Annotated in this window: 30 protein-coding genes; 26 read left to right on the forward strand and 4 right to left on the reverse strand. The window is 62.4% G+C overall.

The genetic code is table 11. From position 1 onward, the window contains the following. The first annotated feature begins 29 nt into the window (after window positions 1-29). From AC2FME_RS05790 to AC2FME_RS05870, 17 genes are all read left to right on the forward strand, one after another. Window positions 30-257 (forward strand): DUF5337 domain-containing protein, encoded by a 228-nt coding sequence (locus AC2FME_RS05790; protein WP_496678937.1) that lies wholly within the window; start codon window positions 30-32, stop codon window positions 255-257. A gap of 6 nt (window positions 258-263) precedes the next feature. After that, window positions 264-1,562: an NADH-quinone oxidoreductase subunit NuoF gene (gene nuoF / locus AC2FME_RS05795; protein ID WP_496678939.1), complete on the forward strand. Its 1,299-nt coding sequence runs from the start codon at window positions 264-266 to the stop codon at window positions 1,560-1,562. Window positions 1,563-1,567: 5 nt separating this feature from the next. Continuing rightward, the gene (locus AC2FME_RS05800) at window positions 1,568-1,984 is read left to right on the forward strand and encodes an MAPEG family protein (RefSeq protein ID WP_496799889.1); all 417 of its coding nucleotides are present in this window, start codon (window positions 1,568-1,570) and stop codon (window positions 1,982-1,984) included. Continuing rightward, window positions 1,984-2,361, forward strand: a complete 378-nt coding sequence (locus AC2FME_RS05805) for a hypothetical protein (RefSeq protein ID WP_496713554.1) — start codon at window positions 1,984-1,986, stop codon at window positions 2,359-2,361. The genes AC2FME_RS05800 and AC2FME_RS05805 overlap by 1 nt, the downstream gene beginning before the upstream one ends. Continuing rightward, entirely contained in the window at window positions 2,358-2,864 is a 507-nt protein-coding gene (locus AC2FME_RS05810; RefSeq protein ID WP_496799890.1) for a DUF5333 domain-containing protein, read from the forward strand. The genes AC2FME_RS05805 and AC2FME_RS05810 overlap by 4 nt, the downstream gene beginning before the upstream one ends. 3 nt (window positions 2,865-2,867) lie before the next feature. Next, window positions 2,868-4,853, forward strand: a complete 1,986-nt coding sequence (nuoG, locus tag AC2FME_RS05815) for an NADH-quinone oxidoreductase subunit NuoG (protein WP_496799891.1) — start codon at window positions 2,868-2,870, stop codon at window positions 4,851-4,853. A gap of 237 nt (window positions 4,854-5,090) precedes the next feature. Beyond that, window positions 5,091-6,128 (forward strand): NADH-quinone oxidoreductase subunit NuoH, encoded by a 1,038-nt coding sequence (gene nuoH, locus AC2FME_RS05820; protein WP_496686123.1) that lies wholly within the window; start codon window positions 5,091-5,093, stop codon window positions 6,126-6,128. A 2-nt stretch (window positions 6,129-6,130) separates the two neighbouring features. Next, window positions 6,131-6,625: an NADH-quinone oxidoreductase subunit NuoI gene (gene nuoI / locus AC2FME_RS05825; protein ID WP_005984030.1), complete on the forward strand. Its 495-nt coding sequence runs from the start codon at window positions 6,131-6,133 to the stop codon at window positions 6,623-6,625. Then, entirely contained in the window at window positions 6,622-7,044 is a 423-nt protein-coding gene (locus tag AC2FME_RS05830) for a carboxymuconolactone decarboxylase family protein (RefSeq protein ID WP_496713560.1), read from the forward strand. The genes nuoI and AC2FME_RS05830 overlap by 4 nt, the downstream gene beginning before the upstream one ends. Continuing rightward, entirely contained in the window at window positions 7,041-7,643 is a 603-nt protein-coding gene (locus AC2FME_RS05835; protein WP_496682814.1) for an NADH-quinone oxidoreductase subunit J, read from the forward strand. Before AC2FME_RS05830 ends, AC2FME_RS05835 begins: the two co-directional genes overlap by 4 nt. A 4-nt stretch (window positions 7,644-7,647) precedes the next feature. Next, a complete protein-coding gene (nuoK, locus tag AC2FME_RS05840; protein ID WP_496799892.1) occupies window positions 7,648-7,953 on the forward strand; it encodes an NADH-quinone oxidoreductase subunit NuoK in 306 nt (101 codons plus the stop codon). A 6-nt stretch (window positions 7,954-7,959) separates the two neighbouring features. After that, a complete protein-coding gene (nuoL, locus tag AC2FME_RS05845; RefSeq protein WP_496713564.1) occupies window positions 7,960-10,086 on the forward strand; it encodes an NADH-quinone oxidoreductase subunit L in 2,127 nt (708 codons plus the stop codon). Then, window positions 10,086-11,627, forward strand: coding sequence for an NADH-quinone oxidoreductase subunit M (locus tag AC2FME_RS05850; protein ID WP_496682807.1), 1,542 nt, complete (start codon window positions 10,086-10,088; stop codon window positions 11,625-11,627). Before nuoL ends, AC2FME_RS05850 begins: the two co-directional genes overlap by 1 nt. Window positions 11,628-11,642: 15 nt before the next feature. Further along, window positions 11,643-13,085 (forward strand): NADH-quinone oxidoreductase subunit NuoN, encoded by a 1,443-nt coding sequence (nuoN, locus tag AC2FME_RS05855; protein ID WP_496799893.1) that lies wholly within the window; start codon window positions 11,643-11,645, stop codon window positions 13,083-13,085. Window positions 13,086-13,139: 54 nt separating this feature from the next. Further along, on the forward strand, window positions 13,140-13,889 hold the full coding sequence (locus tag AC2FME_RS05860; protein ID WP_496799894.1) for a biotin--[acetyl-CoA-carboxylase] ligase: 750 nt from the start codon (window positions 13,140-13,142) through the stop codon (window positions 13,887-13,889). 11 nt (window positions 13,890-13,900) lie between these two features. Next, window positions 13,901-14,680, forward strand: coding sequence for a type III pantothenate kinase (locus AC2FME_RS05865; RefSeq protein ID WP_005984011.1), 780 nt, complete (start codon window positions 13,901-13,903; stop codon window positions 14,678-14,680). Further along, the gene (locus AC2FME_RS05870) at window positions 14,677-16,344 is read left to right on the forward strand and encodes a ribonuclease J (RefSeq protein ID WP_496799895.1); all 1,668 of its coding nucleotides are present in this window, start codon (window positions 14,677-14,679) and stop codon (window positions 16,342-16,344) included. The genes AC2FME_RS05865 and AC2FME_RS05870 overlap by 4 nt, the downstream gene beginning before the upstream one ends. A 7-nt stretch (window positions 16,345-16,351) precedes the next feature. Here the strand turns inward: AC2FME_RS05870 and AC2FME_RS05875 are convergent, their stop codons facing one another. Together AC2FME_RS05875 and AC2FME_RS05880 are read right to left on the reverse strand one after the other, a co-directional pair. Next, window positions 16,352-17,053: an NUDIX hydrolase gene (locus AC2FME_RS05875; RefSeq protein ID WP_496686140.1), complete on the reverse strand. Its 702-nt coding sequence runs from the start codon at window positions 17,051-17,053 to the stop codon at window positions 16,352-16,354. 24 nt (window positions 17,054-17,077) lie between these two features. Next, window positions 17,078-17,476: a DUF983 domain-containing protein gene (locus tag AC2FME_RS05880; protein ID WP_496686141.1), complete on the reverse strand. Its 399-nt coding sequence runs from the start codon at window positions 17,474-17,476 to the stop codon at window positions 17,078-17,080. Window positions 17,477-17,695: 219 nt separating this feature from the next. Here AC2FME_RS05880 and AC2FME_RS05885 point away from each other — a divergent pair, with 219 nt between their 5' ends. Genes AC2FME_RS05885 through AC2FME_RS05900 form a run of 4 tightly spaced genes read left to right on the forward strand, consistent with a single transcriptional unit; the run spans window position 17,696 to window position 19,600 of the window. Beyond that, complete coding sequence (locus AC2FME_RS05885) at window positions 17,696-18,163, forward strand: EF-hand domain-containing protein (protein WP_496799896.1); 468 nt, start codon at window positions 17,696-17,698, stop codon at window positions 18,161-18,163. A gap of 6 nt (window positions 18,164-18,169) precedes the next feature. Then, window positions 18,170-18,787 carry an RNA polymerase sigma factor gene (locus AC2FME_RS05890; RefSeq protein WP_496712565.1) on the forward strand — a complete coding sequence of 206 codons (618 nt, stop codon included), beginning with the start codon at window positions 18,170-18,172 and terminating at the stop codon, window positions 18,785-18,787. Beyond that, on the forward strand, window positions 18,771-19,130 hold the full coding sequence (locus AC2FME_RS05895; protein ID WP_496686148.1) for a hypothetical protein: 360 nt from the start codon (window positions 18,771-18,773) through the stop codon (window positions 19,128-19,130). Before AC2FME_RS05890 ends, AC2FME_RS05895 begins: the two co-directional genes overlap by 17 nt. Continuing rightward, window positions 19,127-19,600 carry a periplasmic heavy metal sensor gene (locus tag AC2FME_RS05900; RefSeq protein WP_496799897.1) on the forward strand — a complete coding sequence of 158 codons (474 nt, stop codon included), beginning with the start codon at window positions 19,127-19,129 and terminating at the stop codon, window positions 19,598-19,600. Before AC2FME_RS05895 ends, AC2FME_RS05900 begins: the two co-directional genes overlap by 4 nt. 5 nt (window positions 19,601-19,605) lie before the next feature. Here the strand turns inward: AC2FME_RS05900 and AC2FME_RS05905 are convergent, their stop codons facing one another. Further along, on the reverse strand, window positions 19,606-21,000 hold the full coding sequence (locus AC2FME_RS05905) for a diguanylate cyclase (RefSeq protein WP_496799898.1): 1,395 nt from the start codon (window positions 20,998-21,000) through the stop codon (window positions 19,606-19,608). An 87-nt stretch (window positions 21,001-21,087) separates the two neighbouring features. Between AC2FME_RS05905 and AC2FME_RS05910 the strand changes: the two genes are divergently transcribed. The 5 genes from AC2FME_RS05910 to AC2FME_RS05930 all read left to right on the forward strand — a co-directional run bounded on the left by AC2FME_RS05910 (window position 21,088) and on the right by AC2FME_RS05930 (window position 25,469). Then, complete coding sequence (locus AC2FME_RS05910) at window positions 21,088-21,372, forward strand: DUF3572 domain-containing protein (RefSeq protein WP_496686154.1); 285 nt, start codon at window positions 21,088-21,090, stop codon at window positions 21,370-21,372. Window positions 21,373-21,398: 26 nt separating this feature from the next. Next, complete coding sequence (locus AC2FME_RS05915; protein WP_496799899.1) at window positions 21,399-22,088, forward strand: HAD family hydrolase; 690 nt, start codon at window positions 21,399-21,401, stop codon at window positions 22,086-22,088. Window positions 22,089-22,211: 123 nt separating this feature from the next. After that, window positions 22,212-23,771: a trimethylamine methyltransferase family protein gene (locus AC2FME_RS05920; RefSeq protein ID WP_496799900.1), complete on the forward strand. Its 1,560-nt coding sequence runs from the start codon at window positions 22,212-22,214 to the stop codon at window positions 23,769-23,771. 121 nt (window positions 23,772-23,892) lie between these two features. Then, window positions 23,893-24,480 (forward strand): heme NO-binding domain-containing protein, encoded by a 588-nt coding sequence (locus AC2FME_RS05925; RefSeq protein WP_496682769.1) that lies wholly within the window; start codon window positions 23,893-23,895, stop codon window positions 24,478-24,480. Then, complete coding sequence (locus AC2FME_RS05930) at window positions 24,480-25,469, forward strand: diguanylate cyclase domain-containing protein (protein WP_496799901.1); 990 nt, start codon at window positions 24,480-24,482, stop codon at window positions 25,467-25,469. Before AC2FME_RS05925 ends, AC2FME_RS05930 begins: the two co-directional genes overlap by 1 nt. Before the next feature lie 12 nt (window positions 25,470-25,481). Here the strand turns inward: AC2FME_RS05930 and AC2FME_RS05935 are convergent, their stop codons facing one another. Then, window positions 25,482-26,177 (reverse strand): CbiX/SirB N-terminal domain-containing protein, encoded by a 696-nt coding sequence (locus tag AC2FME_RS05935; RefSeq protein ID WP_496799902.1) that lies wholly within the window; start codon window positions 26,175-26,177, stop codon window positions 25,482-25,484. Window positions 26,178-26,184 lie beyond the last annotated feature (7 nt).

Genomic DNA, 26,184 nt, shown 5'->3' on the forward strand with positions numbered 1-26,184 from the left:
ACGGTGCCCGATACGGGCATCGGAGTGTGATGGACAAGGACAAGGAACAGGCCATCGCCCGCAAGGGCCGACATATCGGCGTGGTCATCGCGGTGACCATGCTGATGTGGCTTGCCGTGACCCTGTTCATCGGCCCGGCGCTGGAACTGCCGGGACGCTATGCGCTGCTGTTTGATTTCGCCGCGATCGCGGCTTTCATCTATGCGGGCGTCAACATTTTTCAACTCTGGCGCATGCGTCAGGACAGCCAAAGGTAACACGCGATGCTGAAGGATCAGGACCGGATCTTTACCAACATCTACGGGATGCACGAGCGCACGCTGAAGGGCGCCCAGGCCCGCGGGCATTGGGACGGCACCGCTGACCTGATCGCTAAAGGGCGCGACTGGATCATCCAGACGATGAAGGATTCGGGATTGCGCGGGCGTGGCGGCGCGGGCTTTCCGACCGGTCTGAAATGGTCGTTCATGCCAAAAGAAAGCGATGGCCGTCCGTCTTACCTTGTTGTGAACGCTGACGAATCCGAACCGGGCACCTGCAAGGACCGCGAGATCATGCGCCACGATCCGCACACGCTGATCGAAGGCTGCCTGATCGCGTCGTTCGCGATGAACGCGCATACCTGCTACATCTACATCCGGGGCGAGTACATCCGCGAGCGCGAGGCGCTGCAGGCCGCCATCGACGAGGCCTATGACGCCGGCCTGCTGGGCAAGAACGCGGCCGGCTCGGGCTGGGATTTCGACCTGTTCCTGCACCACGGCGCTGGCGCCTACATCTGCGGCGAGGAAACCGCGCTGCTGGAAAGCCTAGAAGGCAAGAAGGGCATGCCGCGCATGAAGCCGCCGTTCCCGGCGGGGGCGGGTCTGTATGGCTGCCCGACCACGGTGAACAACGTGGAATCCATTGCCGTCGTGCCCACGATCCTGCGCCGCGGTGCCGACTGGTTCGCCGGTTTCGGCCGCCAGAACAACGCGGGCACCAAGCTTTTTGCGATCTCGGGCCACGTCAACAACCCCTGCGTGGTCGAAGAGGCGATGTCGATCAGCTTCGAAGAACTGATCGAGACCCATTGCGGCGGCATCCGCGGTGGGTGGGACAACCTGTTGGCCGTGATCCCCGGTGGCTCGTCCGTGCCTTGCGTGCGCGGCGAGAACATGCGCGATGCGATCATGGATTTCGACTATCTGCGCAACGATCTGGGCTCGGGGCTGGGAACGGCGGCTGTGATCGTGATGGACAAGTCCACCGACATCATCAAGGCGATCTGGCGCCTATCGAAATTCTACAAGCACGAAAGCTGCGGCCAGTGCACGCCCTGCCGCGAAGGCACGGGCTGGATGATGCGCGTGATGGATCGCCTTGTCCGCGGCGAGGCCGAGCTGGAAGAGATCGACATGCTGTTCGAGGTGACCAAGCAGGTCGAAGGCCACACGATCTGTGCACTGGGGGACGCGGCCGCATGGCCGATCCAGGGCCTGATCCGCAACTTCCGCGAAGAAATCGAAGACCGCATCAAGGCCCGCAAATCGGGCCGTATGGGTGCGATGGCGGCGGAGTAGATCCGATGGAAGTATATTCCGAATACTCGCACGCGATTGCCGCGCTGGTGACCTTTACGCTGGTGGTCCTGCTGCTGGCGCCGTTCTCGGCGCTGGCCAAGCAGGGCAAGGGCCTGGCGCCAGGGGCGACGCCGGAACAGAACTATGCCGACAGTGCCTATCGTCTGAACCGCGCCTATCTTAACGGAACCGAAACTCTGCCCGCGTTCCTGACCGTGACTCTGGCGGCCATGCTGCTGGGGGTCAGCCCGGTCTGGGTGAACTGGCTGGCCTCGATCGCCTTGGTGGCGCGTCTGGTGATGCTGGTGGTTCATATCCGCGGCATTGGCAAACCGCACAGCGGCCTGCGAAGCGTTCTGTACGTTGTGGCCTGGGCATGCATGGCTGTGCTGGGCGTCATGGCTTTGGTGGCGGCGATCTGATGGCAAGGCTGATCCCTATTCTTGCCCGTGGTTGGGCCATTGCTCCGTTGACCGGTGTTTTGGCGGTTCTGGCGGTGCTGTCGGCCTGCGGTGGCAAGGCCGAGGATCGCGTGCTGTTCGATGGGCAGGCATTTCGCGCCAAGGCGAAGGCGGTCGACAAGAAAAGGTCGCCGGCCGATTTCACCGTGACGGTCAAGGGCGTGTCGGCTTCGTTGGACGGCGCGCGCGAAGCGGGGCGCTATGAGGCCACGCGGTTCTGTGTGCAGAATTTCGGGTCTTCCCGCATCGCCTGGAAAATCGGACCGGATGCCGAGCCGCAGACTCTGCGGATCGACAATGACAGCCTGACTTTTGCCGGGAAGTGTCAGCGGCCATGACCCATGCCATGTCATATCAGGTTCCGGCAGGCCGCGCGTTATTGCATAGCGGTCGGGGAGCGCGTCGTCTTGGGGAACCCAAGACGAAAGGATATGTCATGAAAGCTGCGAAACTTGCCGCCGTTGCCTGCGTCGTCGCGCTACCTGCCGTGGCCGGGGCCAAACCGCCCTTGCGCGAAGTTAAAGAGATCGACGACTCGCTCTACTACATCGCCATCGCCAACGAGATTTCGGAAATCTGCCCGACAATCAGCGGGCGTCGTCTGAAGGCGATAGGCGTGATGTGGGGGCTGCGATCCAAAGCGAACCAGCTGGGATATTCGGATGCCGAGATCCGGGCCTATGTGGAATCGGATGCCGAAAAGGCGCGGATGCGCGCCAAGGGCGAGGCATACCTGGCTCAGAACGGCGTAAGCTATGCCGACACCGAAACTTTCTGTGCGCTGGGGCGCAGGGAAATCGAAAGAAACAGCGCCATTGGCGTGTATTTGAGGGCGAACTAGACCATGTCTGACCTCCGCAAGATCGTGATCGACGACAAGGAAATCGAAGTCGATGGTGCAATGACCCTGATCCAGGCCTGTGAACAGGCCGGGATCGAAGTGCCGCGTTTCTGCTATCACGAGCGCCTGTCGATCGCAGGCAACTGCCGCATGTGCCTTGTCGAGGTCGTGGGCGGCCCGCCCAAGCCCGCCGCCTCGTGCGCCATGCAGGTGCGCGATCTGCGCCCGGGGCCGGAAGGCCAGCCGCCGGTAGTCAAGACCAACTCGCCCATGGTCAAGAAGGCCCGCGAAGGCGTGATGGAGTTTCTGCTGATCAACCACCCGCTGGATTGCCCGATCTGCGACCAGGGCGGTGAATGCGATCTGCAGGATCAGGCGATGGCCTATGGCATCTCGGCCAGCCGGTTCCGCGAGGCCAAGCGCGCGGTGGACGATCTGGATCTTGGGCCGCTGGTGGGCACCGCCATGACCCGCTGCATCAGCTGCACCCGCTGCGTCCGCTTCACGACCGAGGTGGCGGGGGTCGATCAGATGGGGCAGACCGGTCGGGGCGAAGACGCCGAGATTACGACCTATCTGAACCAGACGTTGGACTCGAACCTTCAGGGCAACATCATCGACCTGTGTCCGGTGGGCGCGCTTACTTCCAAGCCTTATGCGTTCACCGCCCGTCCGTGGGAGCTGACCAAGACCGAATCAATCGACGTGATGGATGCTCTGGGCTCGAACATCCGGGTTGACACCAAGGGCCGCGTCGTGATGCGCATTCTGCCACGCAACCATGACGGCGTGAACGAAGAGTGGATTTCCGACAAGACACGCTTTGTCTGGGACGGGCTGCGCCGCCAGCGGCTGGACACGCCCTATATCCGCGAGAACGGCCTTTTGCGCCCGGCCAGCTGGACCGAGGCGCTTGCGGCCGCGGCGGACGCGATGAAGGGCAAGACCGTGGCCGGCCTGGTCGGCGACCTGGTTCCGGTCGAGGCCGCCTTTGCCCTGAAGCAGATGATCGAAGGGCTGGGTGGTAAGGTCGAGTGCCGAACCGACAATGCCCGCCTGCCCATCGGCAACCGCTCGGCCTATGTCGGAAACGTGGCGATCGAAGAGATCGACACCGCGAAAGAGATCATCCTGATCGGCACCAACCCGCGGCACGAAGCCCCGGTGCTGAACGCGCGCATCCGCAAGGCGTGGCTGGCCGGGGCCACGGTCAAGGTGATCGGTCCGGCGGTGGATCTGACCTATGACTATGACCATCTGGGTGAGGACCGCGCGGCTCTGGCCAAGGCAAAGGCAGGCAAGGATGCCATCGTGATCGTCGGGCAGGGCGCCGTGACCGAGGCCGATGGCCTGGCCGTTCTGGCTGCGGCCCAGGCCTTGTCGGGCCGCCTGTTCGTGCTGCACACGGCTGCGGCGCGGGTTGGTGCGATGGATGTGGGCGCCGTCACCGAAGGAGGAATCGAGGCAGCGATCGATGGGGCCGAGGTGATCTACAACCTCGGGGCCGACGAAATCGAGATCGAGGACGGCCCCTTCGTGATCTATCAGGGCAGCCACGGTGACCGCGGTGCCCACCGCGCCGACATCATCCTGCCCGGAGCCGCCTATACTGAGGAAAACGGGCTGTTCGTGAACACCGAAGGCCGCCCGCAATTGGCGATGCGCGCCGGGTTCGCCCCGGGCGAGGCCAAGGAAAACTGGGCGATCCTGCGGGCGCTTTCGGCCGAGCTGGGGCAGGCGCTGCCTTACGACTCGCTGGCGCAGCTGCGCACGGCGCTGGTCGAGGCGGTGCCGCATCTGGCGCAGATCGACCAAGTGCCCGAGAACGAAATGCAGCCGCTCGAGGCCGGGCCGTTGGGGCAGGCGACCTTCCGAACTGTGATCAAGGATTTCTATCTGACCAACCCGATCGCGCGGGCGTCGCAGCTGATGGCAGAGCTTTCGGCGCTGGCCAAGGCGCGCGGCAACCAGAAGATCGCGGCGGAATGAGTCTGGCGGCGGTCATACGGCAGAACAACGGCGCGCCGTTGCCCGCCGGCTCGTATGACGGGGCGGCGGCCGCGTCGTGTGCGCGACCGTTGAAAAGGAAGAAAAAAGGTGGCGTACGGACGGCGGATGCTGTTTACACCGACACGCCAAACCAACCGCTTGCGGTGCGAGTCTCTGGCCGTCGGGCTGGGCTTGGCGGCCACGGCGGCAAACGGAATACCCACGGTGTGAGGACCAATGGCTGAATTCTTTGACACCCCGGGCGGAATAGCCCTGATCATACTGGCACAGGTGCTGGCCGTCGTCGCCTTCGTGATGATCTCGCTGCTGTTCCTGGTCTATGGCGACCGCAAGATCTGGGCGGCGGTCCAGATGCGTCGCGGCCCCAACGTCGTGGGCGCGTATGGTCTGCTGCAATCGGTGGCGGATGCGCTGAAATACGTGGTGAAAGAGGTGGTAATCCCCGCCGGGGCTGACCGGACGGTGTTTATCCTGGCGCCTCTGACATCCTTCGTGCTGGCCATGATCGCTTGGGCGGTCATTCCGTTCAACGATGGCTGGGTGCTGTCGGATATCAACGTGGCCATTTTGTACGTGTTCGCCGTATCCTCGCTCGAGGTTTACGGCGTGATCATGGGGGGCTGGGCGTCGAACTCGAAATACCCGTTCCTCGGGAGCCTGCGCTCGGCCGCGCAGATGATTTCCTACGAGGTTTCGATCGGCCTGATCATCATCGGGGTGATCATCTCGACCGGCTCGATGAATTTTGGCGACATCGTGCGGGCGCAGGACGGCGCGTTCGGGTTCTTCAGCTGGTACTGGCTGCCGCATTTCCCGATGGTGTTCCTGTTCTTCATCTCGGCGCTGGCCGAAACCAACCGCCCGCCGTTTGACCTGCCCGAGGCGGAATCGGAACTGGTTGCCGGCTACCAGGTGGAATATTCGGCCACGCCCTTCCTGCTGTTCATGGCGGGCGAATACATCGCCATCTTCCTGATGTGCGCGCTGACCTCGCTGCTGTTCTTCGGCGGCTGGCTGTCGCCGATCCCGGGCCTGCCGGATGGCGTGCTGTGGATGGTCGCCAAGATGGCGTTCTTCTTTTTCCTGTTCGCGATGGTCAAGGCGATCACGCCGCGCTACCGCTATGACCAGCTGATGCGGCTGGGCTGGAAAGTTTTCTTGCCGTTCAGCTTGGTGTGGGTGGTCTTCGTGGCTTTTGCTGCAAAATTCGATTGGTTCTGGGGCGCGTTTGCCCGCTGGAGCGTAGGAGGCTGACAATGACCCAGATCGACTATACCCGTGCGGCCAAGTATTTCCTGCTTCAGGACTTCTGGCAGGGTTTCAAGCTGGGGATGAAGTATTTCTTCGCCCCCAAGGCCACGGTGAACTATCCGCATGAAAAGGGCCCGCTGTCGCCCCGGTTCCGGGGCGAACATGCTCTGCGTCGTTATCCGAACGGCGAGGAACGCTGTATCGCCTGCAAGCTGTGCGAGGCGATCTGCCCGGCCCAAGCCATCACCATCGACGCCGAACCGCGCGAAGACGGCAGCCGCCGCACCACGCGTTATGACATCGATATGACCAAGTGCATCTATTGCGGATTCTGCCAGGAGGCCTGCCCGGTCGATGCGATCGTCGAAGGGCCGAATTTCGAATTCGCCACCGAGACCCGCGAAGAGCTGTTCTATGACAAGCAGAAACTGCTAGAGAACGGCGACCGCTGGGAAGCCGAGATCGCCCGCAACCTGGAACTGGACGCGCCGTACAGATGAGTGATCCGGTCAAGAACCCATTCGAGCAGATGCTGAAACAGGCACATGACATGGCCAAGGCGTTCAACCCGGCGCTGGAGAGCTATTCGCCCGTCGACGCGATGCGCGGCTTCGAGGCGCTGTGGCCGACCATGCCCAAAGAGGTCATGGAGATGATGTTCGGCAACACCGTCAATCCGGGCGGACTGGATGCCAAGACCCGCCTGTTGCTGACGCTGGCGGGGCTGACCTGTCAGGGCGCGCAGGCCGATACGGCCGTACGCCAAACGGTGCGCCATGCCATCGAGGCAGGGGCCAAGAAACAAGAGATCGTGGAAACGATCGGTCAAATGTCGGTCTTTGCCGGCATCCCGGCCATGACCCGGGCGCTGGAACTGGCGCAGGAGGCCATGGGCGAAAACGAGGATGATGACCAATGAGCGTATTTGCCTTTTACCTCTTTGCCATCAGCGCCATCACCGGCGGGCTGTTCACCGTGATCAGCCGGCAACCGGTGCATTCGGTGCTGTGGCTCATTTTGGCCTTCCTGTCGTCTGCGGGGCTGTTCGTGCTGCTGGGGGCGGAATTCGTCGCCATGCTGCTGATCATCGTCTATGTCGGCGCGGTGGCGGTGCTGTTCCTGTTCGTGGTGATGATGCTGGACGTGGACTTTGCCGAGCTCAAGGCCGAGATGGCGCGCTACATGCCTTTGGCCCTGCTGATCGGTCTGGTCATCCTGATGCAGTTCGTCATGGCCTTTGGCGCCTGGGACAGCGCACAGGGCGCGGCGGCCAACCTGGCCCAACCGATCCCGGCCGATCGCCACAACACCGAAGCGCTGGGTGTCATCCTTTACGATCAATACTTCCTTCTGTTCCAACTGGCGGGCCTGATCCTGTTGGTGGCCATGATCGGTGCCATTGTACTGACGCTGCGCCACCGCCAGGACATCAAGCGGCAGGACATCATCGCCCAGATGATGCGCGACCCGGCCAAGGCGCTGGAGTTGAAGGACGTGAAACCGGGGCAGGGACTTTGAGACCATGATCGGACTTGAGCACTATCTTACCGTCGCGACGACGCTGTTCGTCATCGGCATCTTCGGTCTCTTTCTGAACCGCAAGAACGTCATCATCCTGCTTATGAGCATCGAATTGATGCTGCTGGCGGTAAATATCAACCTCGTGGCGTTTTCCAGCTTTCTCGGCGATTTGGTCGGGCAGGTGTTCACGCTGTTTGTGTTGACCGTGGCCGCGGCCGAGGCGGCGATCGGGCTGGCTATTCTGGTCTGCTTCTTCCGCAACCGCGGCACTATTGCGGTTGAAGATATCAACATGATGAAGGGGTAAGGGATCATGGAAACCACAATCCTCTTTGCCCCGCTCGTGGGCGCGCTGATCTGCGGCTTTGGCTGGAAATTCATCGGCGAAAAGGCCGCGCTGTGGACGGCCACGGGCCTGTTGTTCCTGGCCTGTCTGCTGTCGTGGATCGTCTTCTTCAGCTTTGATGGACAGACCCAGCAGATCGAGATCATGCGCTGGATCGAAAGCGGCTCGCTGTCGACCTCGTGGGCCATTCGTCTGGACCGGCTGACCGCCATTATGCTGATCGTGGTCACTACGGTGTCGGCGCTCGTGCACCTTTATTCGTTCGGCTACATGGATCACGACCCGCAGTGGCGCGAAGGCGAAAGCTACAAGCCGCGCTTCTTTGCCTATCTGTCCTTCTTCACCTTCGCCATGCTGATGCTGGTAACGGCGGACAACCTGGTGCAGATGTTCTTTGGCTGGGAAGGCGTGGGCGTCGCATCCTACCTGCTGATCGGTTTCTACTACCGCAAACCTTCGGCCAATGCGGCGGCGATGAAAGCGTTCATCGTAAACCGTGTGGGCGACTTCGGCTTTGCGCTGGGGATTTTTGCGCTGTTCTTCCTGACCGACAGCATCAACTTCTCGGATATCTTTGCTGCCGCACCCCAGCTGGCGGAAACGCAGCTGACCTTCCTGTGGGGCGAATGGTCTGCGGTCGAGGTCGTCTGCGTGCTGCTGTTCATCGGTGCGATGGGCAAATCTGCGCAGTTGATCCTGCACACCTGGTTGCCGGACGCGATGGAGGGCCCGACGCCCGTGTCGGCGCTGATCCACGCCGCCACCATGGTGACGGCCGGTGTGTTCCTGGTTTGCCGTATGTCGCCTCTGATGGAGTTCGCGCCGGGTGCGACCGGGTTCGTCACCGTGCTGGGGGCCTCGACCGCGTTCTTTGCCGCGACCGTGGGTCTGGTGCAGACCGACATCAAGCGCGTGATCGCCTATTCGACCTGTTCGCAGCTGGGCTACATGTTCGTGGCCGCGGGCGTCGGCATGTATTCGGCGGCGATGTTCCACCTGTTCACGCATGCCTTCTTCAAGGCGCTCTTGTTCCTTGGTGCGGGCTCGGTGATCCACGCCATGCATCACGAACAGGACATGATGAACTATGGCAACCTGCGCAAGAAAATCCCCTACACCTTCTGGGCGATGATGATCGGCACGCTGGCCATCACAGGCGTCGGCATCCCGCTGACCACGATCGGCTTTGCCGGCTTCCTGTCCAAGGACGCCATCATCGAAAGCGCCTATGCCGGCGGGTCGGCCTTTGGCTTCTGGGCGCTGGTGATCGCCGCCGCGATGACCTCGTTCTATAGCTGGCGCCTGATCTTCCTGACCTTCTATGGCGAGGAGCGGGGCGACAAGCACACGCATGAGCACGCGCATGAAAGCCCGATGGTCATGCTGGTGCCGCTGGGTGTTCTGTCGCTGGGCGCCGTGTTCGCGGGCATGATCTGGTACAACAACTTCTTCGGTCACGCCGATCAGGTTGGCAAGTTCTATGGCATTCCGGTTGCCGAGGCGCATGCCGAGGCCGGTGACCATGCCAAGGCCGATGATCATGGCGACGACGCGCATGCCACAGAATCTCATGACGACGAAGCTGCGCACGGTGACAAGGCCAAGAGCGGCGACCACCACTATGCTTTTGTCGGCAAACCGGGCGAGGGCGCGCTGTACATCGCGCCGGACAACCATGTTTTGGACGACGCGCATGCTGCGCCGAAATGGGTCAAGATCTCGCCATTCATCGCAATGGTTCTGGGCTTTGGACTGGCCTACCTGTTCTACATCGTGAACCCGGCGCTGCCGAGCCGCCTGGCCGAGAACCAGCGTCCGCTGTACCTGTTCCTCAAGAACAAGTGGTACTTTGACGAAATTTACGACGCGATCCTTGTCAAACCGACCGTGGCCCTGGGCCGGTTCCTGTGGAAGGGCGGTGACGGCAAGGTGATCGACGGTTTCCTGAACGGAGTAGCAATGGGCGTCGTTCCCTTCTTCACCCGCCTCGCAGGCAAGGCACAGACGGGCTACATCTTCACTTACGCCTTCTGGATGGTTCTGGGCATCGCAGCCCTGGTCACCTGGATGTCGATCGGCGGAGGCGCACACTGATGGACAATATCCTATCCATTGTCACATTCATTCCGGCCATTTCCGCCGGTCTGATGGCGCTGTTCCTGCACGGGAAGGATGCGGCAGCTCAAAGCAATGCCAAGTGGATCGCGCTGGTAGCAACCACGGTCACCTTTCTGGTCTCGATCGGTATCTATACCGAGTTCGACCCCTCGAACACTGGCTTTCAAATGGTGGAAGAGGGCGAATGGCTGATGGGCCTGAAATACAAGATGGGCGTGGATGGCATCAGCGTTCTGTTCGTGCTGCTGACCACCTTCATCATGCCGCTGACCATCCTGGCCAGCTGGAACGTGACCGACCGGGTCAAGGAATACATGATTGCCTTCCTGCTGCTGGAAACGCTGATGCTGGGCGTATTCATGGCTCTGGACCTGGTGCTGTTCTACCTGTTCTTCGAGGCCGGGCTGATCCCGATGTTCCTGATCATCGGGATCTGGGGCGGCAAGGACCGGATCTATGCCAGCTTCAAGTTCTTCCTCTATACCTTCCTCGGCTCGGTTCTGATGCTGGTGGCGATGGTGGCGATGTATGCCGACGCTGGCACCACCGACATTGCCGCGCTGATGACGCACCAGTTCTCGTCCGAGAGCTTCAGCGTGCTGGGCGTCCACATCGTCGGCGGCATGCAGACCTTGCTGTTCCTCGCGTTCTTCGCGTCCTTCGCGGTGAAGATGCCGATGTGGCCCGTGCACACCTGGCTGCCTGACGCCCACGTTCAGGCGCCGACGGCGGGCTCGGTCGTGCTGGCGGCGATCCTGCTGAAGATGGGTGGCTATGGCTTCCTGCGCTTCAGCTTGCCTATGTTCCCCGTCGGCTCGGCCGTGATGACCGATCTGGTCCTGTGGCTGTCGGCCATCGCCGTGGTCTACACCTCGTTGGTGGCGCTGGTGCAGGAGGACATGAAAAAGCTGATCGCCTATTCCTCGGTCGCGCATATGGGTTTTGTGACCATGGGCATCTTCGCCGCCAACCAGCAGGGCATCGACGGGGCGATCTTCCAGATGCTCAGCCACGGGTTCATTTCGGCCGCGCTGTTCCTTTGCGTCGGTGTGATCTACGACCGGATGCACACCCGCGACATCGAGGCCTATGGCGGCCTCGTGATCCGCATGCCGGCTTATGCGCTGGTGTTCATGCTGTTCACCATGGCCAATGTAGGCCTGCCGGGCACCAGCGGGTTCATCGGCGAATTCCTGACGCTGATGGGCACTTTCCAGGTCAACACCTGGGTGACAGCAGTGGCGGCCAGCGGTGTGATCTTCTCGGCAGCTTATGCGCTGTGGCTGTATCGCCGCGTGGTCTTTGGCGACCTGATCAAGGAAAGCCTCAAGTCGATCACCGACATGAGCACACGCGAACGCCTGATCTTTGCGCCGCTGATCGTCATGACCATTCTGCTGGGGGTCTACCCGTCGCTGGTTACGGACGTGATCGGCAATTCGACCGCCGCGCTGATTTCGAACTATGACACGGCTCTGGCCGCGGCCGAGGCCGCGACCCAGGTCGCCTCGCACTAAGGGAGCTTTGGAGACATGATCCAGGCTGATCTGATTGTAATCCTGCCGGAAATCATTCTGGCGATCTATGCGATGGTGGCGCTGATCGGGGCGGTCTACACCTCGAAAGACGCGCTGGCCCCCGTGCTGATCTGGGCCACGGCGGGACTGATGGCCGTGCTGGCCTTCTGGATCGCGGCAAACGGTGAGGGCACGAACGTAGCCTTCAACGGAATGTTCGTCGATGACGGGTTCTCGCGCTTTGCCAAGGTTGCCATCCTGTTGTCGGCGGCCGCGGTTCTGGTCATGAGCCAGGACTATATGGCGCGCCGCAATATGCTGCGGTTCGAATATCCGCTGCTGGTGGCACTGGCCGCGGTCGGCATGATGATGATGGTCAGCGCCGGCGATCTGATGTCGCTGTATATGGGGCTCGAGCTGCAGTCTCTGTCGCTGTATGTCGTTGCCGCGCTGCGCCGCGACAGCGCCAAGTCGACCGAGGCCGGCCTGAAATACTTCGTACTGGGGGCACTCAGCTCGGGTCTGCTTCTGTTTGGGGCATCGCTGGTCTATGGCTTCTCGGGAACCACGCTGTTTTCGGGGATCGTGTCCACGGTGCATCATGACGAGGTCTCGCTTGGCCTGCTGATCGGGCTGGTTCTGCTGATCTCGGGGCTGGCGTTCAAGGTGTCGGCGGTGCCGTTCCACATGTGGACGCCGGATGTCTACGAAGGCTCGCCCACGCCGGTCACGGCCTTTTTCGCCACCGCGCCCAAGGTTGCGGCCATGGGCCTGTTCGCGCGGGTGCTGCATGACGCCTTTGGCGGCGCGGTCGCCGATTGGCAGCAGGTGATCGTGCTGCTGTCGGTCCTGTCGATGCTGCTGGGTGCCATTGCCGCCATCGGCCAGCGCGATATCAAGCGGCTGATGGCCTATTCATCGATCGCACATATGGGCTATGCGCTGATCGGTCTGGCGGCGGGCACGGCGCTGGGGATCAAGGCGATGCTGATGTATCTGGCGATCTACGTGACCATGAACATCGGCACCTTCGCCTTCATCCTGATGATGGAGCGCGACGGCAAGCCCGTGACCGACATCGACGCGCTGCGCCAATATTCCAAGCGTGACCCGGGCAAGGCGCTGGCCGTGCTGATCCTGATGTTCAGCCTGGCGGGCGTGCCGCCGATGCTGGGTTTCTTTGCCAAGCTGGGCGTGTGGCAGGCTGGTGTCGAGGCCGACCTGATCGGGTTGGTCATCGTTTCGGCCATCTCGTCGGTCATCGGTGCGTTCTATTATCTGCGGATCGTGTTCTACATGTATTTCGGGGACGAGAACGAAGACCCGATCGACACCCGGTCGTCGCCCGTTCTGTGGGCGGCGCTGATGGGGTCGGCGGCGCTGATGTTGATCGGCGTATTCTACCAGTTCGGGATCGAGGGCGCGGCCACCGCCGCCGCAGCAACGCTTGTCAATTGATCTGCTGTCCGCACGAAACAGAGGGGCTCGGTCGCAGGACCGGGCCTTTTTGCGATGACTGACTGGCCGCAGGGATACGGCCTGCACATCCTGCAGGAGGTGGACAGCACCTTGAACGAGGCCGCCCGTATCGCGCCCACCGCAGCCGGGCCGGTATGGATCATGGCGCATCACCAGACGGCGGCGCGCGGGCGGCGCGGCCGGGTCTGGGCCAATCCCAAGGGTAATCTGGCCGCAACCTTGCTGATGCGTCCCGAAGGCCACCCGGAACAGGCGGCGCTGCGCAGCTTTGTCGCGGCGCTTGCGCTGTTCGATGCCGTGGTCTCGGTGACCGGGCGGGCGGCGGGGCTGTCGCTGAAATGGCCCAATGACGTGCTGCTGAACGGTGGCAAATTGGCTGGCATTCTGCTGGAAAGCACGGGGCAGGGGCGGGGCGTGTCGCATCTGGCGATCGGCATTGGGGTGAACCTGGCTGACGCGCCTGCCCCCGATACGGTCGAGCCGGGCGCGCTGCGTCCGGTCTCGCTTCTGTCGGAAACCGGCGCGCAGGTCGAGGCCGAGGACTTCCTGACGGAACTGGCCGCTGCCTATGCCCGATACGAGGCGCAGTTCACGACCTATGGGTTCGAGCCCATCCGCACGGCCTGGCTGTCTCGGGCCGCGAAGCTGGGCGAGGTGATTACGGCGCGTACCGCCACGTCCGAGACCGTCGGGACGTTTGAAACGGTGGACGCGGGCGGCAACCTTGTCCTAAACACCGCCAAGGGCCGGGTCAGCATTCCGGCGGCAGACGTCTATTTCTGAAAGGGGCGCAGATGCTTCTGGCCATTGATTGCGGCAATACCAACACTGTGTTCTCGATTTGGGATGGCGAGAAATTCCTGTGTACGCTGCGCACCTCGACCCATCATGCGCGCACGGCCGATGCCTATTTCACCTGGTACTCGACCCTGGTGAAACATTACGGGATCGAGGCCGACATCACCGATGTCATCATCGCCTCGACCGTGCCGCGTGTAGTTTTCAACCTGCGCGTCTTTGCCGATCGGTTCTTTGGATGCCGACCGCTCGTGGTGGGCAAGCCCGATTGCCTGCTGCCGGTTCCGCCAAGGATTGATGAAGGCACGGTTCCCGGCCCGGACCGGTTGGCCAATGCCGCGGGCGCCTTCGACCGTCATGGCGGCAACGTCGTGGTGGTGGATTTCGGGACCGCCACCAATTTCGACGTGGTCGCGGCAGATGGCGCCTATGTCGGCGGCGTGATCGCGCCGGGGGTGAATCTCAGCCTCGAGGCGCTGCACCAAGGCGCGGCCGCCCTGCCGCATATCGATGTGTCGCGGCCCGACAAGGTGATCGGTACGAATACGGTTGGCTGTATCCAGTCGGGCGTGTATTGGGGATATTCCGGCCTGATCGAAGGCCTGATCGCCCGCATCAAGGCCGAATACGGCATGCCGATGAAGGTTGTCGGAACCGGCGGCCTGGCGCCGCTGTTCGACCAGGCCGATGTGGGCTTTGACGCAATTGAAGATGATCTGACGATGCACGGTCTGACCGTGATCCATCGCTACAACAAGGAAAATGGCTCGGCATGAGCAGTGAACGACTGATCTATTTGCCGCTGGGCGGCGCGGGTGAAATCGGCATGAACGCCTATGTCTACGGATATGGCGCGCCCGGCAAGGAACGGTTGATCCTGGTCGATCTGGGTGTGACCTTCCCCGACATGGACACCACGCCGGGCGTCGACCTGATCTATGCCGACATCTCTTGGCTGAAGGAACGGGCCGACCGGCTCGAGGCGATTTTCGTGACCCACGCACACGAAGACCATGTCGGCGCCGTGGCGCTATGTCATGAAATGCTTGGCGCTCCGATCCATGCGCGGGCTTTCACCGCCAACATCGCCCGCAAGAAGATGGAAGAGGCCGGCCACCCCGAGGATGCGGTGCGTACCGTCTCGGCCTGGCCCGAGCAGATCAAGGCCGGGCCTTTCACCGTGGGGTTCCTGCCGGTGTCGCACTCGATTCCCGAAAGTGCCGCGCTGGTGATCGACACGCCCGCCGGGCGCATCGTTCATTCGGGGGACTTCAAGCTGGACACAACCCCCGTGGTCGGCGAACCGTTCGACGAGGCCCTGTGGGCCGAGGTGGCAAAACCCGGCGTCAAGGCGTTGGTCTGCGACAGCACGAACGTGTTCTCGCCCCATCCCGGCCGGTCGGAATCCGAGGTTGGGCCCGCCATCACTCAATTGGTCGAGCAGGCCAGCGGGATGGTCGTGGCAACAACCTTCGCCTCGAACGTGGCGCGGGTGAAAACTCTCGCCGAGGCCGGCCACCGGGCCGGGCGGTCGGTCGTGCTGCTGGGTCGGGCCATGCGGCGGATGATCGAAGCGGCCACCGAAACCGGGATTCTGACCGATTTCCCGCGCGTGGTCAGCGCCGAAGAGGCGTTGGACCTGCCGCGCCAGAACCTGATGCTGATCGTCACCGGCAGCCAGGGGGAACGCCGTGCGGCCAGCGCACAGCTGGCGCGTGGCAAATACCGGGGGATCGAGCTGAAAGAGGGCGACCTGTTTCTGTTTTCATCCAAGACCATTCCGGGTAACGAACGCGGCGTGATCCGCATCATGAACCAACTGAGCGAGAAAGGCGTGGACGTCGTCGATGACAGCAATGGGCTGTATCATGTATCCGGCCACGCCAACCGCCCGGATCTGGAACGGGTGCATGCGCTGATCGACCCGCAGGTGGTCATCCCGATGCATGGCGAACACCGGCACCTGCGCGAACATGCCAAGCTGGCCGAGGCCGGTGGACGGGCTGGTGTGCTGGCCGTCAACGGCACCATGCTGGACCTGTCGGGGAACGCGCCGCAGGTGGTCGACTATGTCGAAACCGGGCGCACATACCTGGACGGCTCGGTCAAGATCGGGGCACTGGACGGTGTGGTGCGCGACCGCATCCGCATGGCGCTGAACGGGCATGTGATCGTGACCGTCATCCTGGACGAAGACGACGAGCCCCTGGGCGAGCCCTGGTGCGATACGATGGGCCTGCCGGAAACCGGCGCGTCGCGTGCCGGGCTGGTCGAGGTGCTGGAAGAGGACCTGAATCAGTTCTTGATGCGGGCCGACGTCAAGACTCTGCGCGACGACGACAAGCTGGAAGAGGCCATGCGCCGCATCGTGCGCCAAAGCGCCCAGATCGAGATCGGCAAGAAGCCCGAAGTGACTGTGGTGATAAGCCGGATGAAGTGATCTGGGCTCAGCCCGTTTCGGGCATCGGGCGGCCTTTGAGACGCTGGAACAGGCTGGCTTCCTCGTTGTTGAGGAAGAAGGGCACCGAGGCTGGCGGGGCCGGGTCGGTGACCCGAGCTTCGACCTCGGCCAGCACCACCTCGGTGATGAAGGGCAGGTCGAAATCGCGGGCCTGATCCAGCGGGATCCACTGCAGGTGCGACAGCTCGTCCGAGGCTTGGCTGAAGTCGTCCGGGTCGTTGGCGATGGCGTCGGCATCCACCAAGAAGAACCGCGCGTCGAACCGGCGCGGCCGGCCCGGTGGCGTGACTGCCCGGAACACGAACTGCAAGGGCTGCGCCGAAGGCAGGAACCCGCGCTCAGCGAAGCTGATCCAGTCCTGCGGGGCAGGTCCGGGCCATTGCCCGGGAACCCCCAGGATCAGGCCGGTTTCTTCCCACAACTCGCGGATCGCGGCTGCTGCCAATGCTGTCTGCAGGCCGTTGGGGGCCTGATCGGCCAGGCGTTGGTGGCAGATATTAGGCAGGGGCGCGGCCAGCGGCACACGGGCGTCCTCGGGGTCGACCGCGCCGCCGGGAAACACGAACTTGTTCGGCATGAAGGCCGCGGCTGCGCCGCGCTGGCCCATCAGGATCGCCGGCTTTTCATGGCGATCGCGCAGCACGATCACGGTTGCTGCGTCGCGAATGGCAGATTTGTCTACGGTCATGTTCGGATCAAGCCCGCGGCCAAATCATTTCGAGTCGCCGAACCCGTGCATCCGCCGAGCCCATTGAAACCCGACGACTGCGCCCTTGAGTCGCGGCAGCAGATACAAGGACAACGCCACACAGCCCACCGAGAACATCAGCGCCATGGTCAGCGGGTCCGGCCGGAAGTGGACATAGGACACGTGCAACGCCGGGGCCAGCAGGTGGCCGACGATCAGGATCGTCAGATAGGCCGGGCCGTCATCCGCCCGGTGGTGGAACAGGTCCTGACCGCACTCGTTGCAGGTGTCATTCACCTTCAGATAGCTGTGCAACAGCTGCCCTTTGCCGCAATTTGGACATTTGCAACGGAACCCCTTTACCAAGGCCGGCCAAGTTGGCCGATCGTCATGGGCCATGATTTCCACAGTTTGGTCTGTCATCTTGATACTCGCGCTCGGATTTGGATGAATATTGCGCTTGTTTGGGCCGCCCGGAAAGGGGGGTGCGTCGCTTTGCGCGCGCCGTTTCCGAATATATGACCCCGCAATCCGAATTTTTCGACAAAAAATTTTCGTCAGCGCGACGGAAACCCCACGGCGCGGCGTTTGAACAGATGTAAGCAGCGGCACAGGGCCGCGGCAACATAAGGGAACCGAGCAATGAAAAGCGCAAAATTCATCTCTGCCATCGTTCTGTCTGCGGTTGCGATCACCGGGACATCGGCTTTGGCGAAAGGTCCGCGGGATCATGCCCCCATCAGTTTCCAGGACCTGGATGCGAACGGCGACGGCCAGGTGACCAAGGCCGAGATGGAAGAACATCGCACGCAAAAGTTCACCACGATGGATGCAGATGGGGATGGCAAGCTGAGCGTCGAGGAAATGCAGGCCGCGGCACAGGCCAAAGCCGACGCGCGCGTGACGGACATGTTTGCGCGTCATGATGCCGACAAGGACGGCTTTTTGACCGAGGATGAGTTGCCCCAGCCGCGCCGGGCTGACAAGATGTTCGACCGGATGGACGCGGACGGGAACGGGTCGTTGTCCGAAGAGGAGTTCGCGGATGCGAAGGACCGGATGGGGCGGCACCACAGGAAAGGTGGTCGTCCCGGCGCAGACGACAAGTGATGCGGGATGGAGGATCTGACCTCCTCAGCGCAAAAGTTCCGCGGCGACCGAGTCGCCGCGGAAGACCTGAGCGACGAGCGGTTGCTGAGGTTGTTCGCCGATGGCGACGCGGCGGCGGCGCGGGTGCTTACCGATCGGCTGGGGCCGCGCTGTTTCTCGGTGGCCTTGCGCATGTTGAACAACCGCGCCGAGGCCGAAGACGTGACCCAAGAGGCGATGATGCGCCTTTGGAAGGTCGCGCCGGATTGGGTGCCGGGGCAGGCAAGGGTTTCAACCTGGCTGTACCGGGTGACCCTGAACCTGTGCATCGACCTGCGTCGCAGAAAGTCGGCGGACGCGCTCGACGGTACCCCTGAACCTCAGGATGACAGCGCGGGCGCTGTCGAACAGATGCAGCAGAAGGCCCGGTTGAACGCCCTGAACGGGGCCTTGGCGCAATTGCCGGAACGCCAGCGTCAGGCAGTGATTCTGAGGCATATCGAAGAATTGTCGAACCCCGAGATTGCCCAGATCATGCGAATCTCGGTCGAAGCGGTGGAAAGCCTGGTGGCACGGGGAAAACGGACGCTGACAGCAATCCTGTCGGGTCGACGAGAGGAGTTGGGATATGACGACTTCAGATAATGACACGGATCTGGACCTGCTGTTCGCCGAGGCGCGGCGGAGCAGCCCTGAATTGCCGGACGATCTGGCCGTTCGCATCCTGACCGATGCCGAGGCGGTACGTCTTGAACGGTCGCGACCGGCCGTGCCCGCAGACCGTGGTCTGATCCGCAGCCTGTACGACGGGCTGGGCGGGTGGCAGGGTCTGGGCGGGCTGATGGCTGCAAGCGTCGCAGGGGTCTGGGTGGGGTTTGCCGCGCCCTCGTACCTGCCTGATCCGGCAAGCTACTTCGTATCGCAGGACACATCCTACTTGGTGGCGAATATGGGGTTGGAACCCACCTTTCTGGAGGAATTGGAATGACCGAAACCGTCAAGCAACCGCGCCGCTGGATGACCATTCTTCTGGTGGCCTCGTTGGGTCTGAACCTGTTGGTTGCCGGTGTGTTGCTGGGCGCCGTCCTGCGGTTCCGTGGCGATCATGTCGATGTCCCCCCAGGGTTCGGGCCGGCTCTGTTCCGGGCTCTTCCCGAAACTGACCGAAAAGCCTTGCGAGATGAATTGTTCGATGAGCACAGGCGCGGGGCCAGGCAACGCGCCCAGGATTTTGCCGAGCTGGGCGAAGCCCTGCGCGCAGTTCCTTTCGATCCGGTCTTGGTCGAGAACGTTCTGAAAGAGCAGGCGGCCACAACTGCCCTGATCCAGTCGAACTTACAGAAAAAATGGCTGTCGCGTGTGACGAAAATGACCGACGCCGAGCGGAAGGCCTATGCCGATCGTCTCGAACAGGTGGTCAAGGATCGACGCTCGCGCAAGCCCGGTCGCGAATACTAGCCCCGTCAGGCGGCGCTCAGGCTCACTTGGTTGCGACCAGACCGTTTGGCGGCGTAGAGGGCTTGATCGGCGCACTTGATCAGACTGAGCGCTGCGCCGGGACCCTCAGCAATCGGATTGGTGTGTGGGTCGCACAGTTTCAGGCCGACGCTGACTGTAACGGTCAGCCGCGTGGGCACATCAGGCAGGACAAAAGGCGTGGCAGAAATGCGGGTGCAGATCTCGTCCGCTTTTCTTTTGGCCTCGGCCTCGGTGGTGTCGGGCATCCCGATCAGAAACTCTTCGCCGCCGATCCGGGCCAAAAAGGCACCCGCGCCCAGTCTGCGCTTCATACGCTTCGCGGCCTCGATCAAAATCTGATCGCCGGCAGCATGGCCGAACCGATCATTGATCGATTTGAAATGATCCAGGTCGGCAAGCATGATCGCATAGCTCCGGCCGGTTTCCCTGGATCGCGCCATGATCCGGGCCAGAGCAGACAGTGCGAACCGGCGGTTGTTCAGCCCGGTCAGAGGGTCGATCAGAGAGTCTTCCAACCCGCGCCGAAGCGCCGCCCGCATGTGATCGTCCTGCGCTTTTCGCGCGATCAGCGCGCCGATCCGCAGCGAAACCTCGTGCGCGCAGAACCCGCCCATGCAGATCGCGTCGGCGCCCCGGTCCAGCGCGTCGGCGGCAAGAGCCGCGTTGTCATCCGCGATGACGCCGATCACCGCGGTCTTGCGGGTACCGTTGCGTGACTTGAGGTCGGTCAGAAGGTTCAAGCCCTGAGCGTCGCGATCCAGGTCCACGACGATGGCGTCCGGGATCGAACCCGACAGCAAGCCGCGCAGGTTGGGAATGGTGTGGGCCGAGATCGTCTGACCGGATAGCTCAGCCAGCGCGCGGCGCCATATCGCACCCCGTGAAGCCGAGCGAGCCAGAACGGCGATCCGGTCGGTGCGGGTACGCGCGACAAACGGGTCGGGCGCCTCGGAAAAGCCGATGGATTGCACGTCATTCCTGCCGCGCAGGTCCTGCGTTTCGGCGCGTGCACGCAGCAGGCTGCGGACCCGCGCCAATAGATATGTGTCCTTGAAGGGATATGGCAGAACGTCGTCGAGCCCGTCCGAAAGGGCGCGCAACCGGGCGGTCTTGTCATTCTGCTGCGCGATCGCGACGACGGGAACATCACGAAGCTGTGGATCGCACTGGACCAGTTTCTTCACCTCCGATGCGGTGCCGTCCGCCAATGTCATCGCCGTCAGAACCAGATCGGGCTGTACACGCCGCACCAAGGCGGGCAGGCCAGCCAGCTTGTTGCCCTGCGCCACCTGATACCAGGCAGCCGTCAGCTGCACCTTTAGCATGATGCGATTGGTCGAGACCCCATCAAGAACCAGGATGGTTCCCTGCACGGACATGGCTTTCACCGTTGGTTGAATGTGTTGCCAAAGTGTTTATGACTCTGGTTAACAAACCCTTTCCAACTGCCGCCGTTCGAGAGATTTATGACGATATCCTTCGAAAATGCCGAGACGCTGGCGTTGAATGCGCTGGGTTGGCTTGCCGGCAATGACGATTTGCTGCCAGTTTTTCTGGGTTCGACGGGGGCGTCGATCACAGATCTTCGTGACCGCGCCGCAGAGCCTGAATTCCTGATGTCTGTGCTCGAGTTTCTGATGCTTGACGATTCGTGGGTCATGGCGTTCTGTGACGACAATTCCGTGCCCTATGACAGTCCGGCGCAGGCCCGGACGGCCCTGGCGGGAGGGGCCGATATTCACTGGACGTGACCGGGCCTGAATCTGGAGAAAACGACATGCAGATCGAAGCCCTGGTGTTCGACAAAGACGGAACTCTGTTCGACTTTGCGGCCACTTGGGGCGCGTTCGGCGCGGCTGTTCTGCGGCGGCTGGGCGGCGGCGACGACGCGCGTGCCGCGCGGTTGGGCGAGGCGATCGGATTTGATCCGGTGCGCGGTACCTACGCGTCCGACAGCATCGTGGTCGCGGGTACGATCGATGAGATCGTGGATGTACTGGTCCCGCAACTGCCCGAATGGTCGCGGGCCGGTCTGATCGAGATGCTCAATGCCGAATCCGCAGGCGCGACGCAGGTCGAAGCGGTTGCCCTGGCCCCGTTTCTGCGCGGTCTGAAACAGGCCGGCAAAAGGCTGGGCGTTGCCACGAATGACGGCGAGATGCCTGCACGCGAACACTTGGCTTCGGTCGGGGTCAATCATCTGTTCGACTTCGTCGCGGGCTATGACAGCGGCCACGGCTTCAAGCCCGCTCCGGGCCAGTTGCTGGCCTTTGCCGAACATATCGGCGTTGCGCCGTCGCAGACCGCCATGGTTGGTGACAGCCTGCACGACATGCAGGCCGGTCGGGCGGCCGGCATGACGACGATCGGTGTGCTGACGGGCATGGCCTCGGCGCAGGACCTGGCGCCTCTGGCCGATGTGGTTCTGCCGGATATTGGGCATATTCCGGCCTGGCTGGGGATTTGACCGGAACGGGAGCCAAAAAAATCGGCGTTTCATGATTTGAAACCGACCATCTCTGTCGCAGACAGAGCGGCTCAACGGCCGACTTCGGGGCTTGCTTGAGAAAAGCCATCGCCGGAGGACCACATGGCCGACACCAGGACTCAGAGGCGCCGCAGCGGCGGGCGCGCAGGTGCCGCCGCCCGCAGGGGCGCCGCCGTCATCGACCAGATGCCGTGGAACCCGCCGATCAATATAGACCACCCTACTGAACCGCTGCCGCCCGAGGGAGTCGAAGCCATCCATGACGGCGCGATGCGCATTCTCGAGGAAATCGGGATCCAGTTTCTGAACGAAGAGGCCATCGCGATCTTTCGTCAGGCCGGTTGCGCGGTCGATGGCGATATCGTGCGGATGGGCCGCGACTTTGTGATGGAGATGGTCGGCAAGGCGCCGCCCACCTTCACCATCACGCCACGCAACCCGGACCACACGATCGAGATCGGCGGCAAACGGCTGCTCTTCGGAAACGTCTCCTCGCCGCCCAACTACTGGGACATGGAAATCGGCAAGAAGGTGCCCGGCAATCGCGAGATGTGCCGGAACCTGTTGAAGCTGACGCAGTATTTCAACTGCATCCACTTCGCAGGCGGCTATCCGGTCGAGCCAGTGGATATCCACGCCAGTGTGCGACACCTGGACGTGCTGTACGACAAGCTGACGCTGACCGACAAGGCCATGCACGCCTACTCTCTGGGCAAGGAGCGGGTCGAGGACGTGATGGAGATGGTCCGTATCGCCGGCGGCCTCAGCCACGAGGCGTTCGAGGCGACGCCCCGGATGTACACCAATATCAACTCGACCTCGCCCCTGAAACATGACCACCCGATGATCGACGGCTGCCTGCGGCTGGCGCGACGGGGGCAGGCGATCGTGGTGACGCCGTTCACGCTGGCCGGGGCGATGGCGCCGGTGACGCTGGCCGGTGCGGTGGCGCAGTCGGTGGCCGAGGCACTCAGCGCGATCGCCCTGTTCCAGTATGTTCGCCCCGGCATTCCTTGCGTGATCGGCACCTTCACGTCGAATGTCGACATGAAGTCCGGGGCACCGGCCTTTGGAACGCCGGAATACATGCGCGCGACACAGATGACCGGCCAGATGGCGCGGTTCTATGGGCTGCCTCTGCGGTCTTCGGGGGTATGCGCCGCCAACGTACCGGACGGGCAGGCGATCTGGGAGACCTCCAATTCTCTTTGGGCAGCGGTTCAGTCGGGGACCAACATGGTCTATCACGCCGCCGGCTGGCTGGAGGGCGGACTGATCGCCAGCCCCGAAAAGTTCATCATGGATTGCGAGATCCTGCAGCAGATCCAGCGCTACATGCAGCCCGAACTGTGCGCCACGGGCCCGGATGAAATCGCACTGGATGCGATCCGGTCGGTCGGCAACGATGGTCACTTCTTTGGCATCCAGCACACGCAGGACCGCTATTCCACGGCCTTCTATCAGCCGTTCCTGAGTGACTGGAAGAACTATGAAGGCTGGGAGGCCGCCGGCGGCATCTGGACCGCCGAGCGCGCGCACCTGCTGTTCAAGGAGATCATCGGCAGTTTCGAGGCGCCCCCCATGGATGCGGCCATCCGCGAGGAACTGGCCGATTTCGTGGCCCGACGCAAAGCCGAGGGCGGGGCGCCGACGGATTTCTGAACACTCTGCATTCGTATCAGGTTGAGATTATTCTGCATTTGCAGAAACTTGGCCGCGCGGATTCGACCTTTGTTAAGAATTCTGGGCTGTGATCGGACTCATACCAAGTCTGAGGCTGTTGATGCACGGATTGATAAACAAGGCCATTCAGTCGTTTGTCTGTGCGACCTACGGGCGCGAGTGCTGGCTGCGTGCCACCGCGGTGGCCGAGCTTGGCTTCGTCGAGTTCGAGGCCATGCTGGTCTATGACCGCGGCAAGTCCTATCGCCTGCTCGATGCGCTGTGCGCCGAATTGAAGCGCGCGCGTGATGAATTTCTCGAGGATCTGGGCACCTATCTCGTGTCTCACCCCAACATGGAGGGGTTGCGGCGTCTGTTGCGGTTTGGCGGCGTCACCTATGTGGAATTCCTGCACTCGCTGGACGATCTGTCGGATCGGGTGCGCCTGGCGGTGGCCGATCTGACGCTGCCCGCTCTGGAATTGATCGAGTGTTCGCCCAACGAGTTCGAACTGCACTGTCAGCCCGGGCTGGACGGCTATTCCTGCGTCCTGACCGGCCTTTTAAGGGCGATGGCCGATGACTACGGCGCGCTGGTGTTTCTGACGCGCACTGGCACGAATGAAAAGGGAATCGACATCATTTCCATGACCCTTGTCGAAAGCGCATTCGCCGAGGGCCGAAATTTCGATCTGGGGGCACCAAGCTGATGTTGGATCACGATCAACTGGGGGTGTTGTTGGGAACCCTGTGCCCCATGTTCGTCCTGCTGGATGGCGACGGAACCATCCGCCAAGCCGGGCCGACCCTGCAAAAGCTACGTTCTGACCGGCCGATGCCGGGGCGCGCTTTCCTTGACGTTTTCGATCTGGTTCGCCCCCGGTCCATCACGTCGTTCCGCGACCTGATGGCAAGCGAAGGTGTGAAACTTTCGGTGAAATTTCGCGACGAGCCGCGGACGGCGCTCAAGGGCCTTGTCTCGCCGTTGCCGACAGGCGGGGCGGTCATCAACCTGTCATTCGGAATCTCGATCCTGGACGCGGTCCGCGACTATGCGCTTACAAGTGCGGACTTTTCGGGCACCGATCTGGCGATCGAACTGCTCTACCTGGTCGAGGCAAAATCGGCCGCTATGGAGGCGTCACGGTCTCTGAACCTGCGATTGCAAGGCGCAATGCTGGCGGCGGAGGAGCAGGCCTATACCGACACGTTGACCGGTCTCAAAAACCGACGGGCAATGGACCACATTCTTGAACATCTCGTGTCCAGCAAGGCGACTTTTGCGCTGATGCACCTGGACCTCGATTTCTTCAAGGCCGTGAATGACGAACTGGGGCATGCGGCCGGCGACCATGTACTGAGCGAAGCCGCGCGCATCATGCTGGAAGAAACCCGCAACGACGATACGGTGGCCCGCATCGGCGGGGACGAGTTCGTACTGATCTTCCGTGGTCTGTCTGACCGAGACGTCCTGCAGCGCATCGCGGAACGGCTTATTTCACGGCTTCAACAGCCGATCGACTATCAGGGCCAGACCTGCGCTATTTCCGCAAGTATCGGCACCGCGCTCAGCGCGCAGATCCCGTCGGTGACGCCGGCCAAGATTCTCAACGCAGCGGATATGGCCCTGTACGAGGCCAAGCGCAGCGGCCGGGGCTGCCACCGCTTCTATTGCGAGCAGGAAAAGGCCGGGCACTGAGCGCGACCGGTTTTACCGCGTGACCTCGGCCTCCAAGACCGTGGCAATGCGGTGTTTGACGGCACCCAGCTCACCCACGACCGGCAGTTGCAGCCCGCGGAAACCCGCGCGAGCCAGCTCGGTCGGCACATCGTCCAGAACATGTCCGCCCGTACAGGCAAAGAACGGTAGGCACAGTGCGGTTTCGCGGGTGCCGCAGGCAGCCTCGGATATCGACGGCGCCTCTTCTACAAAGCCCGTTCGAACCGACTGAAAAGATATCAAACCGGCCAGTTTGTCTGCAAAGCTGTTGGCAACAACCGACGGGTTTCGGCTGCGGCCTGACCCGTGTGCGGCGATCACCAGGTCCGTCTCGGCCGCTCGCCAGCCGCGCTGGTCCAACTGCTCGGACAGGGCCGTGGCCACGATCCGGGGCAAGTCCGGGTCGGTTCCCAGCGGGTCGAGTATCCGCACATCGCGGCCGTCCACACGTTTGGGCAGGGCGCTGGTCACGAACCAGCCTTTCGCCATGAACAGCGGATAGATCGCCACTGCGTCGGTCAGGCCGTCCAGAACCCGCTCCAGCGCCCCCGGCGCGGCCAGCGTGGCCGAGATTACATGGACCTGATCCGTCAACTGGTCGATTTCGTCGGCGAGCCGCGCCAAAGCCGCCTCGGCCGGAGCCGGATCCGAGGGTTGCCCGTGGGCGACGATGACGGCGTTCAGCATTGCGGTC

This window comes from Ruegeria sp. BHSC026 (assembly GCF_059613065.1).

Coding starts and splice junctions, on each gene's coding strand:
- AC2FME_RS05790 (WP_496678937.1), top strand. CDS start 30: ATGGACAAGGACAAGGAACAGGCCATCGCCCGCAAGGGCCGACATATC.
- nuoF (WP_496678939.1), top strand. CDS start 264: ATGCTGAAGGATCAGGACCGGATCTTTACCAACATCTACGGGATGCAC.
- AC2FME_RS05800 (WP_496799889.1), top strand. CDS start 1,568: ATGGAAGTATATTCCGAATACTCGCACGCGATTGCCGCGCTGGTGACC.
- AC2FME_RS05805 (WP_496713554.1), top strand. CDS start 1,984: ATGGCAAGGCTGATCCCTATTCTTGCCCGTGGTTGGGCCATTGCTCCG.
- AC2FME_RS05810 (WP_496799890.1), top strand. CDS start 2,358: ATGACCCATGCCATGTCATATCAGGTTCCGGCAGGCCGCGCGTTATTG.
- nuoG (WP_496799891.1), top strand. CDS start 2,868: ATGTCTGACCTCCGCAAGATCGTGATCGACGACAAGGAAATCGAAGTC.
- nuoH (WP_496686123.1), top strand. CDS start 5,091: ATGGCTGAATTCTTTGACACCCCGGGCGGAATAGCCCTGATCATACTG.
- nuoI (WP_005984030.1), top strand. CDS start 6,131: ATGACCCAGATCGACTATACCCGTGCGGCCAAGTATTTCCTGCTTCAG.
- AC2FME_RS05830 (WP_496713560.1), top strand. CDS start 6,622: ATGAGTGATCCGGTCAAGAACCCATTCGAGCAGATGCTGAAACAGGCA.
- AC2FME_RS05835 (WP_496682814.1), top strand. CDS start 7,041: ATGAGCGTATTTGCCTTTTACCTCTTTGCCATCAGCGCCATCACCGGC.
- nuoK (WP_496799892.1), top strand. CDS start 7,648: ATGATCGGACTTGAGCACTATCTTACCGTCGCGACGACGCTGTTCGTC.
- nuoL (WP_496713564.1), top strand. CDS start 7,960: ATGGAAACCACAATCCTCTTTGCCCCGCTCGTGGGCGCGCTGATCTGC.
- AC2FME_RS05850 (WP_496682807.1), top strand. CDS start 10,086: ATGGACAATATCCTATCCATTGTCACATTCATTCCGGCCATTTCCGCC.
- nuoN (WP_496799893.1), top strand. CDS start 11,643: ATGATCCAGGCTGATCTGATTGTAATCCTGCCGGAAATCATTCTGGCG.
- AC2FME_RS05860 (WP_496799894.1), top strand. CDS start 13,140: ATGACTGACTGGCCGCAGGGATACGGCCTGCACATCCTGCAGGAGGTG.
- AC2FME_RS05865 (WP_005984011.1), top strand. CDS start 13,901: ATGCTTCTGGCCATTGATTGCGGCAATACCAACACTGTGTTCTCGATT.
- AC2FME_RS05870 (WP_496799895.1), top strand. CDS start 14,677: ATGAGCAGTGAACGACTGATCTATTTGCCGCTGGGCGGCGCGGGTGAA.
- AC2FME_RS05875 (WP_496686140.1), bottom strand. CDS start 17,053: ATGACCGTAGACAAATCTGCCATTCGCGACGCAGCAACCGTGATCGTG.
- AC2FME_RS05880 (WP_496686141.1), bottom strand. CDS start 17,476: ATGACAGACCAAACTGTGGAAATCATGGCCCATGACGATCGGCCAACT.
- AC2FME_RS05885 (WP_496799896.1), top strand. CDS start 17,696: ATGAAAAGCGCAAAATTCATCTCTGCCATCGTTCTGTCTGCGGTTGCG.
- AC2FME_RS05890 (WP_496712565.1), top strand. CDS start 18,170: ATGGAGGATCTGACCTCCTCAGCGCAAAAGTTCCGCGGCGACCGAGTC.
- AC2FME_RS05895 (WP_496686148.1), top strand. CDS start 18,771: ATGACGACTTCAGATAATGACACGGATCTGGACCTGCTGTTCGCCGAG.
- AC2FME_RS05900 (WP_496799897.1), top strand. CDS start 19,127: ATGACCGAAACCGTCAAGCAACCGCGCCGCTGGATGACCATTCTTCTG.
- AC2FME_RS05905 (WP_496799898.1), bottom strand. CDS start 21,000: ATGTCCGTGCAGGGAACCATCCTGGTTCTTGATGGGGTCTCGACCAAT.
- AC2FME_RS05910 (WP_496686154.1), top strand. CDS start 21,088: ATGACGATATCCTTCGAAAATGCCGAGACGCTGGCGTTGAATGCGCTG.
- AC2FME_RS05915 (WP_496799899.1), top strand. CDS start 21,399: ATGCAGATCGAAGCCCTGGTGTTCGACAAAGACGGAACTCTGTTCGAC.
- AC2FME_RS05920 (WP_496799900.1), top strand. CDS start 22,212: ATGGCCGACACCAGGACTCAGAGGCGCCGCAGCGGCGGGCGCGCAGGT.
- AC2FME_RS05925 (WP_496682769.1), top strand. CDS start 23,893: ATGCACGGATTGATAAACAAGGCCATTCAGTCGTTTGTCTGTGCGACC.
- AC2FME_RS05930 (WP_496799901.1), top strand. CDS start 24,480: ATGTTGGATCACGATCAACTGGGGGTGTTGTTGGGAACCCTGTGCCCC.
- AC2FME_RS05935 (WP_496799902.1), bottom strand. CDS start 26,177: ATGCTGAACGCCGTCATCGTCGCCCACGGGCAACCCTCGGATCCGGCT.